This is a genomic window from Novosphingobium sp. PC22D (assembly GCF_002556635.1).
Classification (GTDB): Bacteria; Pseudomonadota; Alphaproteobacteria; order Sphingomonadales; family Sphingomonadaceae; genus Novosphingobium.
Genome location: NZ_MWMO01000017.1, coordinates 43666 through 57831 on the forward strand (window position 1 = coordinate 43666; position 14166 = coordinate 57831).

Genomic DNA, 14166 nt, shown 5'->3' on the forward strand with positions numbered 1-14166 from the left:
CGCCCAAGACATTGCTCCTTTAGCCGCAAGACAAGTTGCCAATACCAAATTTGGGCGGCGAGGTGTCTCGCAGGCTCTTGGTCGGTGCCACCAGAAGGGTGAGGGCGGCGGCGGACCGCCGCCCCCGGGGGTGGTAAGTGTCAGTACTTATAGGCGAGCTTGAGGAACCATTCACGCGGGCGTGAATAGGTTGCCACCGCTGTCCCGGCGACGAACGGATCGACGTAACCGCCCTGGATATAGCGTTCGTCGGTCAGGTTGGTCACACCAGCGGTCACGGTGAAGTGCTCGCTCTTCTCGGTGAACGAAGCACTGGCGCCGAAGACGCTGTAGCCAGGCTGGCGCAGTTGCGGGCTGTTGATCGCATCCTTGAAGGTTTCGCTCTGGTACGACCAGTCTCCGCGCAGCGCCAACCTGCCCATGTCGCCTTCATAGACGTCGGCGTTGAACGAGGCCGATCCGGTCCATTCCGGCACGAAGGCGAACTTCGAGTCCAGGTTCACGGGGAACGCCAACGGATCAATGGAGCGGTAATAGGCATCAAGATAGCCAACGCCGAAGGTCAGGCTTAGCCAATCGGTCGGACTCGCCTCGCCTTCGACTTCGAAGCCTTTGATGCGGCCGGAACCGGCGTTTCGTGCCCGGGGGGCGATGCCTTCGCTGACGACGACCTGGATGTCATCGTAGTTTGACATGAACGCGGCGAAGTTCAGGCGCAGACGGCGATCCAGCAGCTCGGTCTTGAGGCCGAGTTCGTATGATTCCACGAATTCGGGCCTGAACTCCGGCGCAACCTGTTCAGCCGGGAAGACCCGCTGCGTGAAGCCGCCGTTCTTGAAACCCTTGGAATAGGAGGCATAGACAAGGATATCGTCGGTGATCTTGTAGTCAGCCGAAATCGCCGGGGTCCATTCCTTGGCCTTGACGGCAACCTGGACCGCCGGAAAGATGTGGTTTCCACCAGGGTTAGTGGCGGCTGGTTCGCAGCCTCCAGGCAGCGGGAAGCCGAACAGCGGGCTCGCCGGATCGGTCACCAGCAAGGGCTCTGGCTGGCCGGTCACGCACTGGCTGAAGGCGATGAACACGCCTTCGGGGTAAGGGATTATGCCGGCCTGCCCAAGCGGAGCAGTGTAATCAACATTGATGGTCTGGAACGAAGGATCGAACCGCTTGGTCTCGTCGGTATAGCGGATGCCCGGCGTGATCGAAAGGCGATCGGTCACCTCGATCGTTGCCTGCAGATAGGCAGCATAGCTGTCGTTGTCGATCTTGCCGCCGCTGAAGAAGTCAGCGAAGCCGAACAGCAGGTTGTTCTTGTCCTGGCCCTTTTCCTTCAGATAATAGCCGCCCAGAACGAACTTCACCCGATCATTCAGGACACTGCCGGTCAACTGCAGTTCCTGCGAGGCCTGCCACAGGTCGATATTGTTTGTCAGGGTGAGGTAGGGATGTGGCGTTCCGTCGAAGTCGAACTGGATCGTGGCCTTCTGATCGCGATATGAGCTGATCGACTTCAGGCTGATGTCACCAAAATCATAATCCAGCGTCAGGTTCGTGCCCCACAGGTCGAAATCCGACTGGTTCTTGGCCCCGGACCAGGTTGAATCGATATCGCCGGTGATCCACTGCGTGGTGGCGCAGCGCGGATCGTTGACCGGTGCTAGCTCCCCGTCCGCACCGCAGAAACCTGCGCCGCCCTGCAACTTGTTCCAGGCATAAGTCGAACTGGGGAAAACCACGGTTCGGCCATTCAAGTCGACAACCTGCAGCAGGTTGGGCGATTCGAAAAGGTCGACCAGCGTCGACGCAGCCATTTCTTCGCGCCGGATATTGATATCGCCGCTCAGGTTGACGGTCAGCTTGTCGGTCGGCTCCCACTTGAACGCAATGCGTCCGCCGAAGCTGTCCTTGTTGCCCTGGCGGCCGCCGTCGAACAAACGCTTCTGGTAGCCGTCGCGGGTTTCATAGGACGCGACGGCCCGCATTGCGAGAATGTCGCTCAGCGGCACGTTGACCATGCCCTTGAAATCGGCGCGGTTGAACCGGCCGGTCGCCGCTTCGAGCTTCATGTCGAAATCGTACTGCGGTTCGACCGAATTGACGACGATCGCGCCGCCGATGGTGTTCTTGCCGAACAGTGTGCCCTGCGGCCCGCGCAGGACCTGGACGCTCGAAATGTCGGCCATGTCGAGCAGCGCACCGACCGAGCGGGCGACATAGACGCCATCGACATAGACGCCCACGCCCGGGTCGACGGTGATATTGAAATCGGTCTGGCCCACGCCGCGGATGAACGAGGTGATCGAGGCGCTCGAACCCGAAATGTTGGCGACCGGCGAGATGTTCACGTTCGGCGCGAATCTTGCGACTTCAGCCACGTTGGTGATCTGGCGTTCCTCGAGCATTCCGCCGGTCATCGCGGTGATCGCGACCGGCGTTTCCTGCAGATTCTCGGCCCGCTTGCGCGCAGTCACGATGATCTCTTCGAGGCCGCCGGTCTGTTGCTCCTCGGCCTGAGGCTCACTTGTTGCGGCGTCCTGCGCATGCGCCGCCATCGGTGCGAGCCCGATTGATCCGACGATCGCCGAGGCGCTGGCGCGCAGGACGACCTTCCTGAAATTGATCGATTGCTTTGTCATTGGTGTCATCCTCCCTGTTGTTATGTCACTTTAAAACTCGGTCTCGATTGTCATTCCAATCTTACGAGGTTGTTCATAGAACCCGTCGGTGCTGAGTGCGCCGGGCCGGACCGTCTGCAGCACCTTCTCGTTGGTGAGGTTGGTGACCCACAACCCGATCTTGAATCGCTCGCTCTCGGGCGTCCAACTGACCGACCCGTTGATGAGCGTGTAGGACGGTTGCGAGAAGAGGTTCGCGAAGTCGTAATAGACCCGTGAGCTCCAGGACAGGTTACCTGCGAAAGTGATACGACCATTGCCGACGTCACTGCCCCAGTCGATGCCGAAGTTGCCGGACCATTCGGGGGCCCGGGTCATGACATTGTCCGAAGCGTCGAATGTCACCACGTCGTTGCCGCCGTCGGCGCGCGGAAAGAAGCCCTGGGCATCGGGGAAATCCTGATAACGGGCGTGGGTATACGCTACCGCGCTCCGCAGCGTCAGGTCTGCTACGGGACGGACGAAAACCTCGAACTCGCCGCCGTAGATTTCCGCGTTGGCGGCGTTTTGCAGGATGTAACTAGGACCGATGGCGTCTTTCGCCTGTAGCTGGAGATCCTGGTAATCGTAGTAGTAAATCGACAGGTTCGTCCGCAACCAGTCGAGCGGATCGGATTTGATGCCGAACTCTGCGGCGCTGATATTCTCGGGATCGACCGCCGTCGCGCTCGCTGCGGCCATATTGAACACCCCGCTCTTGAACGCGGTGCTGTAAGTGGCGTAAACGCTGGTGTTATCGGTGATCTCGTAGCGAACGCCGAGTTTGTAGTTGAACTTGTTGAAGGTCTCTTCGGCGTCGTTGACGACGACGTTTCCATTGATCCGCTGCGTGAAGTTACGCGTTTCGGTAGTGTACCGTGCGCCAACGGTGAAAAATAATCCGGGCGTTACTTCGTAAGTCCCTTCGCCAAAGCCCGCGAAGGAGCGGCCTTCGAGCTCGGGTTCCAGCGTTGGACCTGCAAGAGGGAGCGTGGGATTTGCGGCGGTCCACGGCTGAAGGAAGGAATTCCCGCCGAATTGGTAGAAGTAGCCGCCCAGGAGCCACTGGAAAGGACCGGGATTAGCCGAGTTCAGCTTGATTTCCTGGCTGATCGATTCGACATTGAAATCCGCTAGGAAATTACCGAGCTGCAGGTTGGACGCGTCGGAATCGGTGTCCTGCTTCCAGCGCAGCAGCATGTATCCGGTTGTCGTGTCCAGTGCGACCGAGCCGAGATCGAGCTTCGTATGCAGCGCTGCGGAATAGCGCTTGAGGTCCAACGTCGGATCCTTCGTAAGCGATGCCTGCCAGGCATCGGTCGGTAGGATCACGCCGGGAAAGCGGCGACCCGCCGTATTTCCGTCCAACGGTTGTGGGGAGTTGGTGGTGCTTTCCTGGTTGAAGTACTCGCCCGTCAGGACAACCTTGAAATTGTCGGTCGGCTCGAACAGCAGTTTGCTGCGCAGGTCGATCACACGCTGATTGCCGAGCGTTCCTCCCCGAACCAGATCGTCGATATATCCGTCGTTCTTCCGGAACAAGGCGGCGAAGTCGGCGGCGGCGTTTTCGCTCAAGGGGCCAGTGAAATAGACGCGGGCATCATAGTCGCCCGCGTCGCGGCGCATCCGCCCCATCCGCAGCGATGCCTTGCCTCGAAAATCGAAGCTGGGATCGGGGGTGATGACATTGATCAGACCGCCGGTGGCATTGCGTCCGAAGGTTGTACCCTGCGGGCCGCGCAACACCTCGACGCGTTCGACCTCGACCAGATCGATCCAGTTGGCGGCGGATTCAGGCTGATAGACGCCATCGACATAGGTAGCGATGTTGGGCTCGTCGCCGATCGAAATCCCCGTCGAACCGACACCGCGCACGACCGGCTGGAACACGCCCATGTTGCGGCTGCCGATGAAGCCGGGAACAACCTGCGTCAGTGAGCGGACTGTCGACACGTCGGCCGCGGCAAGTGTATCGCCGGTCACCGCAGTAACCGCAATCGGCACATCCTGCAGCTTCGCCTCGCGCCGGGTGGCTGTCACCACGATATCGCCCAAGCCTGTTTCTGCTTCTTGCGATGCCTCCGGTCCGGTTGAGGAGTTCTGTTCTTGCGAGGTGTTGACACTCTGGGCCAAGACCGTCTGCGGGGTCAATGCAGTCGCGCAAAGCAGGGTAATTGAATGAGCTTTCAGCCACGCCATTTCAGCACTCCCATCTTAGTTTATGTATTTATTTAGTAAGGTAATCAGAAAGAAAATCTATTCGATCGTTGCCCCAGAATATTTGGTCGTCGACAAACATCATTGGGGCACCGAACACGCCGCGCTGGATCGCTTGGGAACGTGCCTTGCGATATTCGTTCTGTCCGATCGGAGAATCGACGAATGCCAGCAGCGCATCGGCATCGAGGCCTGCCGCTGTCGCGCAAGCGGCGAGTTCGCCGCGGTCACGCGGATCGATGCCCTGGCCCCAGATCCGGCGATACGCGTCGGTCACGAACTGTTCAGCCCTGCCGTGCTTTCGGGCGTACAGGACCGCGCAATTCCAGTGTGCGCAGTCGAAGCTGGCCGGAAAGTTGAGGGGCACGCCATAGCGATCCGCCCAACGTTCGAGATCGGCTTTCATCACCTTGATCTTGGGCAGGACCTCGCGATTGGACGGGCCATAGTTGCCGGCGGCAATCTTGGCTTCGGGTATGTCGATCGGCCAGTAGTCGACCTCGCACCCCGCCGCCCGGGCGATTTCCGGCAGCTTCAGCTGCGCGAGGTAGCTGAACGGGCTGATGAAATCGAAATAAAAGTCGATAGTGCGGGTCATGCGGGCTCAAGGTCGAATCCGACCATCTCCCGATAGTTGTCCCAGAAGCCGATGATCGCGCCCTCGGTGACGAGATGGTCGGCATCCTCCGCTCGGCCGCCACCCATCGCGATGTAGGACGTCGCGCTTGCCTCGCCGACGATGGCGTCCTGGACAATTTCCACCGCTTCGCCGTCTTCCATCGAAATGAGCCCGGCGGGGCCGATCAGGTTGGCTTGCTTGAGCCGGATGGCCTGCATTTCCGCATCGTCGTCCTGGTAGCCGAAATGGGTCCAGACGAGCTCGAATTCATCCGGCCCGTAGGTCACCGTCTGGCGCACCGCGAGCGTGTTCTGGATCTGCTGAAGGACCAGATTGGGGTAGACCGCAAGGATCACCAGCGTGACGTTATCCGCGAACTCCTGCCGACCTTTCAGCAGCGACATGTCCTGCAGCTTGAATTCGGTGTCGAAGGTGCGCGAATCGCCATAGGCCTGCTTGTCGGCGGCATCGTCGTTGCTGGCCGCGATCGAATAGAGCAGCGAGTGGCGTTTGTTGGCATCCATCAATGCCTCACCTGTCTGGGTCGAGCGATAGAGACCAAACGTGTTGTGGAACAGGTGCAGCAGGCTGGCGTGGTAGGGATCGCGGGTGTTCTCGGCGTAGAGCTTCCAGTTCCCGCGTATCCGCTGGCGCTGGTCGCCCAGCACGGTGATCGGCTTGCACATGATCCGCTCGATCTGCTCAACCACGATCGGACCGAGGAAATCGCGGCAGGATTCGACAGTTTCGGAGAAAGAGGCAAACACCAGACCGCCAACGGTTTCGGTGCGCAGCTGGCGAAGATTGTGCTGGGACATGTCGAAATCGCCCGGCATCCCGCCCTGTCCCTTAAGGCCGCGGCGGAAGGGAACCCCGATCAGGTTCCCCTTCAGATCGTAGGCCCATTGGTGGTAGACGCATTCCAGGCTTGCGCGGTTGCCGCGCATTTCGCGGCAGACCAGGGCACCGCGATGGGCGCAGCGATTGACCACGACATGCAACGAGCCGTCGCTGTCGCGCGTGAGGATCACCGGTGTTTCGCCCACGAAGGTCGATTTGAAATCACCCGCCTGCGGAACTTCAGCCTCAAGTCCGACGAAGGACCAGCAGTTACCCTTGAAAATGTTCTCCTGTTCGCGATCGTAGTACTGGCGATCGGTGAAAACGCGGTACGGAACCCGGCATCCTGCAGTGGACGGGGCTTGATCGAAGGCGTCTGTTTGCTGGCGAATGGACATAATTGGGTGCTTTCAACTTTGCAGCTAGATCGGGCGGACCATCATCGTATCGATGAGGTGGGTGTCGAAGATCGCGGTCTTGGAAAGGAAGCGCGGGGCAGCCCCGGAAACGTCGATTTCATCGACATATTTTCCGGAATTGTAGATCGACGTCTGACCGTCGTTGCGCGTCATCAGGACCACATAGTTGGTCTGTGCGGTGACGATCTGCCCGCTCGTCGACTTCACGCGGGTCGGACCGAGAATATGCCGGTAGCTGTGCGCGGGAAAAATGTTGGCGCGGCGCAAAGACACGATGCGATCGACCAGCATGCCGCGGCTGTCGCAGAACACCGCGGCCAGATTCAGCGAACGATTGTGGTTCTCCGCAGAGATCACACTGTATCGACAATTTTCCTCGAACAGGTCGGGCCATTCTTCCAACCGGTCGTCATCGATCAGTTCCGCGTGAAGCGCATTGACCTGCGCAGCGGCATGCTGTAACTGCATCTGCTCAAGGGTGGGAAGGCCCATCATGCCGCCCCTTCGGGCTTCGTGATGCAGACCCAGCCATCCTCGATTTCGACCGGATATGAGACGATCGCCACCTGGCAGGGAAAGGCATTGGCCGCCCCCGTCTTGATGTCGAACGAGCCGCCGTGAAACGGACATTCGATGACATCGCCGTCCTGGTACCCGTCGGTAAGCATGGCATTGCCGTGGGTGCAGAGATTGTCGGTAACGAAGATCTCGCCATCGACATTGTATACAGCGAGCGCAGGCATCCCTTCGGCGAAGGCCGCGACCGGCTCACCGTCCTTCACGTCGGCGACTTCACAAAGGCGTAAGTTTTTCGACATGGTCGATCTGTTTCCCTGTCAAGAACTGATTCAAATTGAGATTGTCAGAGCAGCGGAATGTCCATCCCGTATCCGGCTGCCTCGTTCCCGTGCCCGAAGATGTCGCGGGTGTAGTATTCCTGCTGGCTCGGCGCCTGGCGCGCACCCCAGCCAAATTCCCACAGCCAACCCGACGGGTTAGCGCAGTAAAAAGTCAAGGCCTGGTCGTTGGCGTGCTTGCCCAGCTGGAGCGCGACGTCGATCTTCTTCTCACGCACAATGTCATGGGCCATCCCGAGATCGTCGAGATCGGTGTATTCGAACATCAGGTGGTTGATGCGCTTTTCCATCGGTCCGAGGCCGAAGGCTACCGAGTGCTGGCGCTCGTTGCAGTGCATGAAATAGGGCTGGGCGACCATGCCGTTGGGCAGGTGGAGAAGGTATTCAACCGACCCGCGCAGGCCGAGCAGTTCATAGAACTGGGCCGCCGCCTCGACATCGTCCTGGCGCAGGATGCAGTGCCCGATCCCTTGCGAGCCGGTCAGGAACTTGCCGAACATCGGGCGTCCGGGATGAAACGGCTTGTGCGTATCGACCTGGGGGCCGAAGAAAATCTCGGTCGGGTTGCCGCCCGGATCGGCCAGCTTGAGCAGCCCGAGAACCCGGCGTTCGCGCGCCTCGGCTTCGGTGCCCACGGTGAAGGGGATTTTCGCCGCGCTCAGCTTTTCCTGCATCGCGGCGAATTCCTGCGGCCCGGCCACGCGCCAGCCCATGTAGGCCAGGTCATCGCTGCCATCAGCGTGCAGGACGATGCGGTGATGCCAAAGGTCCATCCGCAGATAGAGCCGGTCCCCTTCGCCTTCATCGACGACTTCCATGCCGGCGACTTCGGCGGCGTAAGCGCGCCAGGCAGCGAGATCGGAAACGGTAAGACCAAGATAGCCGAGTTCGGTGACGACCGACATAGTTCAAATTCTCCCAATTCACCCCAAAGCGGGGACATTTTGCGTTTTTCTGGTTGCGATTTTCTGGCCGCCTTGCTTCGATTCGAGCCGCCAGTTTCAGCCAATTCTGCGTAATCACCTACCAGTTTCTGCACAATCACCTACCAGAACGTTTTTCATTGTGCAATACGTTGCACGAAATGATGGGATGCGGTAGTAGCCTTGTGCGATCTGCGGTTGATTCGCGGAGGTATGGGGTACCCGACGCACAGAACGGGAGAGGATTGATGGAACTCACTGAGAAAATCGGCGGCAGGATTGCCGACTTGCAGGGCTTGAAAGAGCGCATGCGCGCTTGGCTCAAGAAGGATCACGAGCGCGGGATCTTCCAGCTGGACCGCGCCGCTTTCACCGAAGCTGCGCTGTTTGAGCTCGAGATGAAGTACATCTTCGAGCGCAACTGGGTCTATCTGGCGCATGAGAGCCAGATCGCTAAACCTAACGATTTCATCACGACCAAGATCGGGCGCGTTCCTATCCTGGTCACCCGTGACAAGACGGGAGAGGTCCGAGCCTTCGTCAATGCGTGTTCGCACCGTGGCGCGCGCATTTGCCGCGAGCGGGCCGGGAACAAGCGCAACCACATGTGCCCGTTCCATGGTTGGACGTTCTCGTCCGGGGGCGACCTGTTGGACGTCACCGATGAGAGCATCGGGGGCTATCCGGAGGCATTCAATCGCGCTGATTTCGGGCTTCAGCCGGTCGCCCGGGTGGAAAGCTACCGTGGCTTCATTTTTGGCAGCCTCTCCGCCGATGTCGTCCCGCTGGTCGATCACCTCGCCGGCGCGCGGGATTTCATCGATATCTTGGTGGACCAGTCGAAGTCCGGCGCAATGGAAGTTTTGCCCGGAACCAACCGCTACCGCTATCACGGCAACTGGAAGATGCAGGTCGAGAACGGGCTCGACGGTTATCACGTCATGACCACGCACGCCAACTACTTCATGACGGTTCAGCGCCGCGTCGAAGGCGTTTCGAAGAACGAAACCAAGGCGATTAGCTTCGACGGCTTCACCGCGCGCGATGGCGGGTCGTTCTCGTTCCACAACGGACACACTGTGTTGTGGGCCGACTATGCCAACTACATGGATCGCCCCAATTTCGAGATCCTCGACTGGCTCGAAGAGTCCTACGGCGCCGAAAAGGCCAAGTGGATGAACAAGCGCATCCGCAACCTGCAGCTGTTTCCCAACGTCTTCCTGATGGACCAGACCAGCACGCAGATCCGCATCATCCAGCCGCTGGCGGTGGATGAGACCGAAGTCAGCACGGTGTGCATCGCCCCGGTCGGCGAAAGCGCCGAGGCGCGGGCCCTGCGGCTGCGTCAGTATGAGGATTTCTTCAATTCGACCGGCATGGCGACCCCGGACGACCTGACCGAATTCAACAACTGCCAGACCGGCTTTGGCGCCGGCGAAGGCCGCTACAACGAGATGTCGCGCGGTTCGACGCGCTGGGACACCGGCCCGGGCAAGTTCGGCGAGCCGCTCGATTTAAATGTGGTGCTGAGCAGCCCGGCGGTTGCCGACGAAGGCCTCTATGTGGCGATCCATGACGAGTGGCTCACGCTCATGGAAAAGGCCATCGACAGCGAGTGCAGCGAGCTTGCCGCCTTCCTTGAGCGTTCGCTGGAGAAGGCATGATGACCGCATTCCATTCGCGCTGGCTGGCGGTTTCCCGCTTCATCGGTCAGGAAGCCATGGCGCTTGACGACAAGGACTGGGATGCCTGGCTGGCGCTCTATCACGAAGATGCGGAATACTGGGTTCCAGCCTGGGACGATCACGAACGGCCGACTGCGGATCCGCAGAACGAAGTCTCGCTGATCTACTATCCCAACCGGGGCGGGCTTGAGGATCGGGTGTTTCGGATCAGGACCCGGCGCTCGGCGGCGAGCACGCCGCAGCCACGCACGGTTCACCAGTTCTCCCTGCTGTCTGCTGAGGAGAGCGATGGCCAGGTGCATGCGCGGACGTCTTGGACCACGGTTTCGGTGCTGGAAGGAAAAGTCGCCACTCTCAGCGGGTGGGCCTTCTATGACCTCGAATCTCGGGATGATACGTTCGTGATCCGCCGCAAGAAGACGGTTGTCGTCACCGACCTGTTCCAAGAAATAGCCGATGTCTACAGCCTCTGAGCGGGTGCGCCCCGTCGTCGGGACGATGATCGGCGATCCCGCCGGGATCGGACCGGAAGTGGCGGTCAGGGCGCTGGCCGACGGTGCCGTCCACGCGGATTCGATCCCCGTGCTGGTCGGGTCTGCTGCGGCGGTAGAGCGGGCGCTCGATTTCACTGGCATCAAGGCACGGCTGCGGGTGATGCGCAGCTTCGAAAAACCCAGCGACGATCCCGCGATCATCGACGTTATCGATACCGGCGCGCTGCCCGATGGCGTTCTGCCCCTGGGCGAGGACACCGAGGCCGCCGGGCACGCCACCGCGCAATGGCTGGATGAGCTCGACGCGTTGGCCCGCGACGGTTCTTTCGCCGCCACGATCATGGGGCCGATCAGCACTGGTTCGCTTAAACTGGCCAAGAAGCTCGACAGGGTCATCAGCCCGACCCCGGGCGAAAGCTATCTGGTGCTGCTGACCGGGCCGCTCAGGGTTGCGCATCTCACCGACCACATGTCGCTGCGCCAGGTGATCGACGTCATTTCAGCCGATCTCGTCGCCACGGCGGTGGGGCAATTGCACGAAGCCATGCGATCGTGGGGCATCGCCCGCCCGCGGATCGCGGTTGCCGGCCTCAACCCACATGCCATGGGTGACGAGGATCGCCTTGAGATCGCACCCGGGGTCGAAGCGGCGCGGGCCAGGGGCATCGATGTCGAAGGGCCGATCGCGCCCGATTCGGTCTTCCGCCAGTGCATCGAGGGCCGTTACGACATGGTCCTCGCGATGTTCCACGATCAGGGCCACATCGCTGTCAAGACCTGGGGCTTTTCGGGCAACAGCGTGATCATCATGGGGCCGCCGTACCTGCACATGTCGGTGGCCCATGGCACCGCCTACGACATCGTCGGTACCGGCAGAGCCGATGCCGCGATGATGCTGAGCGCGATGCGCATTTGCGGACGACTCGCTTCGGGCCGCGGTTTCGAACAAGCTTAGGAGGAAAGAACATGAACGCCAAAACCATGCCTGTCGCTGCGGGGTCGGAGCCGAATGCGGTCGATTACGCAGTCTATCACAGCCAGGCGATCTTCACTGCCGAACAGGAAAACATCTTTCGCGGACAGACCTGGTGCTACCTCGGCCTCGAAGCCGAGCTGGCCAACAGCGGCGATTTCCGTTCGACCCATGTCGGCAATACTCCGGTGGTGGTGACGCGGGCAACCGATGGCACCATCCATGCCTGGGTAAATCGCTGCGCCCACAAGGGCGCAACCGTGTGCCGCTCGCTGCGCGGTAATCAGGCCGACGGGGCGTTCGTATGCGTCTATCACCAGTGGGCCTACGACGCGACCGGTGCGCTTGTCGGCGTGCCGTTCCGGCGGGGGATGAAAGGCGTGGGCGGGTACCAGGCCGATTTCGATCCAGCCGAGCATTCGCTGGAAAGGCTGCGAGTGGAATCCTTTGCAGGCATGGTGTTCGGCACATTCAGTCCGGCCATTGCCCCGCTTGAAGACTTTCTCGGTCCGGTGATGCGCAAGTATATTTCTCGCGTCTTCCAGCGCCCGGTGAAGGTGCTGGGTTATGCGCGGCAGTTCATGGCCGGCAACTGGAAGCTCTATTCGGAAAACAGTCGTGACAGCTACCACGGGGCACTGCTTCACCTGTTCTATCCGACCTTCGGCATATACCGTCAGAGCCAGGAAAGTGCAGGCGAGCTTTCGGAAGAAGGCTTCCACAACGTGTTCACGGTGTCGAAGCCCAAGGGCGATGTCGACTACGGCTCGTTCGGTGACGAGGCCAACCGCGAGATGCAGGGTGAGGCCAAGTTGCAGGACGAGCGCCTGCTGGCATTCCGCCCGGAGATCGCTGATGATGTCGGACTGCACATCCAGTCGATCTTCCCGTCTGTCGTTGTCCAGCAGATCCAGAACACCCTCGCCACCAGGCAGATCGTGCCCCACGGGACCGACAGGACCGAGCTGGTCTGGACCTATTTCGGTTACGCCGACGACGACGAGGAAACGACCCGCCACCGGCTGCGCAACCTTAATTTGGTTGGGCCATCCGGGCTGATCTCGATGGAAGACGGAGAAGCGGTGGAGCTGTGCCAGCAGGGGACGATCGGCGCCGAAGGCAAACGCAGCTTCGTCGAAATGGGCGGCGACGACGTGCGCCAGTATTACGCGCCGATGGGCATGGATGAAAATTCGGTGCGGGGGTTCTGGAAGGGCTATCTCGGGCTGATGGGCAATGCCCTGGCCGATCTCGCAGCGGAGGGCCGGGCATGAGCGCTGCAGCCGAAGTAGCGCAAGTCGCGCAAAGTGCGATCGACGATTTCAACGCGGCTTACGGGCTTTGCCTTGATGATGACCGGCTCGAGCAATGGCCCAACCTGTTCGTTGACGATTGCCTGTACCAGGTGATCGCGCGAGAGAATGTCGATAACGGCTTGCCAGCGGCGGTGATGTATTGCGACAGCAGGGCGATGCTGGTCGATCGGGTGGTCGCGCTGCGCAAGGCAAACGTCTTCCCCGAACATTTCAACCGGCACCTGATTGGGCGTGCGGTAATCACCGGCGTGGAAGGCGACCAGGTTTCTGCTGAAGCCAGCTATGTCGTCTTCCAGACCCGTAATGATGGTGAAACGCGCATCTACAATGCCGGCAAATATGTCGATCGGTTCGATCTTAGCGGTGGAACCGTTCGACTGAAAAGCCGGACCTGCATCTATGACACGCTGCGCATCGCCACGCTGTTGGCGACCCCGATCTGAGCCAATCCCCAATTTCCTGTTTTTCCCAGAAGGAGACTATCCATGAAGCTGTTCATTAGCCCTGGTGCCTGTTCGCTCGCTCCGCATATCGCCCTGCGCGAAACCGGCGCCACTTTCGATGCGGTGAAGGTCGATCTGGCGACCCGCAAGGTCGAGACCGGAGACGATTTCCTGACGGTCAACCCGTCGGGCAAGGTTCCGGCGCTGACCCTCGACAGCGGCGAAACCCTGACCGAAAATCCCGCGATCCTGCTTTACATCGCCGACCAGAAGCCGGAAGCCGGCCTGGCGCCGCGCGACGGCACCATGGACCGGTACCGCCTGCTCAGCCGGCTGAGCTTCCTGGGTTCGGAGTTCCACAAGGCCTTCGTGCCCCTGTTTACGCCCGGCACCAGCGATGAAGCCAAGGCAGCCGCTACGACCGCAGTCAAGAATCACTTGGCCGCGCTCGATAAGGATCTTGCCGGCAAAGAGCACTATGTGGGCGCCGATTTTAGCGTGGCCGACATCTATCTGTTCGTGATACTGGGCTGGCCTGCCCATGTCGGAATCGACATGAGCGCCTATCCCGCGCTGGGCGCCTATTGCGGTCGGATTGCGCAAAGGCCAGCGGTGGGGGCGGCGCTGAAGGCTGAAGGGCTCATCTGATCGAAGAGCGCGGGGCGGCGGCGATTGCCGTCGCCCACGTCGTTCTTCATTTGCAAATGCGTTTCAAATAGTGCA

Annotated in this window: 13 protein-coding genes; 6 read left to right on the forward strand and 7 right to left on the reverse strand. The window is 60.4% G+C overall.

Annotation, left to right across the window (positions count from 1 at the left end):
- Nucleotides 1-140: 140 nt before the first annotated feature.
- The 7 genes from B2G71_RS19795 to bphC are packed head-to-tail and all read right to left on the reverse strand — an operon-like array spanning nucleotide 141 to nucleotide 8514.
- Nucleotides 141-2639 (reverse strand): TonB-dependent receptor, encoded by a 2499-nt coding sequence (locus B2G71_RS19795; protein ID WP_098108430.1) that lies wholly within the window; start codon nucleotides 2637-2639, stop codon nucleotides 141-143.
- Nucleotides 2640-2669: 30 nt separating this feature from the next.
- Nucleotides 2670-4856 carry a TonB-dependent receptor gene (locus B2G71_RS19800; RefSeq protein WP_098108431.1) on the reverse strand — a complete coding sequence of 729 codons (2187 nt, stop codon included), beginning with the start codon at nucleotides 4854-4856 and terminating at the stop codon, nucleotides 2670-2672.
- Nucleotides 4857-4884: 28 nt separating this feature from the next.
- On the reverse strand, nucleotides 4885-5472 hold the full coding sequence (locus tag B2G71_RS19805; protein WP_066762479.1) for a 2-hydroxychromene-2-carboxylate isomerase: 588 nt from the start codon (nucleotides 5470-5472) through the stop codon (nucleotides 4885-4887).
- Nucleotides 5469-6731, reverse strand: a complete 1263-nt coding sequence (locus B2G71_RS19810) for a Rieske 2Fe-2S domain-containing protein (RefSeq protein ID WP_098108432.1) — start codon at nucleotides 6729-6731, stop codon at nucleotides 5469-5471. Before B2G71_RS19810 ends, B2G71_RS19805 begins: the two co-directional genes overlap by 4 nt.
- 24 nt (nucleotides 6732-6755) lie before the next feature.
- On the reverse strand, nucleotides 6756-7244 hold the full coding sequence (locus B2G71_RS19815; RefSeq protein ID WP_066762534.1) for an aromatic-ring-hydroxylating dioxygenase subunit beta: 489 nt from the start codon (nucleotides 7242-7244) through the stop codon (nucleotides 6756-6758).
- Complete coding sequence (locus tag B2G71_RS19820) at nucleotides 7244-7570, reverse strand: non-heme iron oxygenase ferredoxin subunit (RefSeq protein WP_066762489.1); 327 nt, start codon at nucleotides 7568-7570, stop codon at nucleotides 7244-7246. Before B2G71_RS19820 ends, B2G71_RS19815 begins: the two co-directional genes overlap by 1 nt.
- 44 nt (nucleotides 7571-7614) lie before the next feature.
- Nucleotides 7615-8514, reverse strand: coding sequence for a biphenyl-2,3-diol 1,2-dioxygenase (bphC, locus tag B2G71_RS19825; protein WP_066762492.1), 900 nt, complete (start codon nucleotides 8512-8514; stop codon nucleotides 7615-7617).
- 266 nt (nucleotides 8515-8780) lie between these two features.
- On the opposite strand from bphC, the gene B2G71_RS19830 reads away from it, so the two are divergent.
- Genes B2G71_RS19830 through gstA form a run of 6 tightly spaced genes read left to right on the forward strand, consistent with a single transcriptional unit; the run spans nucleotide 8781 to nucleotide 14091 of the window.
- Nucleotides 8781-10196 (forward strand): Rieske 2Fe-2S domain-containing protein, encoded by a 1416-nt coding sequence (locus tag B2G71_RS19830; protein ID WP_098108434.1) that lies wholly within the window; start codon nucleotides 8781-8783, stop codon nucleotides 10194-10196.
- Nucleotides 10193-10690, forward strand: coding sequence for an aromatic-ring-hydroxylating dioxygenase subunit beta (locus B2G71_RS19835; protein ID WP_230280493.1), 498 nt, complete (start codon nucleotides 10193-10195; stop codon nucleotides 10688-10690). Before B2G71_RS19830 ends, B2G71_RS19835 begins: the two co-directional genes overlap by 4 nt.
- Nucleotides 10674-11666: a 4-hydroxythreonine-4-phosphate dehydrogenase PdxA gene (locus B2G71_RS19840; RefSeq protein ID WP_098108435.1), complete on the forward strand. Its 993-nt coding sequence runs from the start codon at nucleotides 10674-10676 to the stop codon at nucleotides 11664-11666. Before B2G71_RS19835 ends, B2G71_RS19840 begins: the two co-directional genes overlap by 17 nt.
- A gap of 11 nt (nucleotides 11667-11677) precedes the next feature.
- The gene (locus B2G71_RS19845; protein WP_066762497.1) at nucleotides 11678-12958 is read left to right on the forward strand and encodes an aromatic ring-hydroxylating dioxygenase subunit alpha; all 1281 of its coding nucleotides are present in this window, start codon (nucleotides 11678-11680) and stop codon (nucleotides 12956-12958) included.
- Entirely contained in the window at nucleotides 12955-13443 is a 489-nt protein-coding gene (locus B2G71_RS19850; protein ID WP_066762504.1) for an aromatic-ring-hydroxylating dioxygenase subunit beta, read from the forward strand. Before B2G71_RS19845 ends, B2G71_RS19850 begins: the two co-directional genes overlap by 4 nt.
- Before the next feature lie 42 nt (nucleotides 13444-13485).
- Nucleotides 13486-14091, forward strand: a complete 606-nt coding sequence (gene gstA, locus B2G71_RS19855) for a glutathione transferase GstA (protein WP_098108436.1) — start codon at nucleotides 13486-13488, stop codon at nucleotides 14089-14091.
- The last annotated feature ends 75 nt before the right edge of the window (nucleotides 14092-14166 follow it).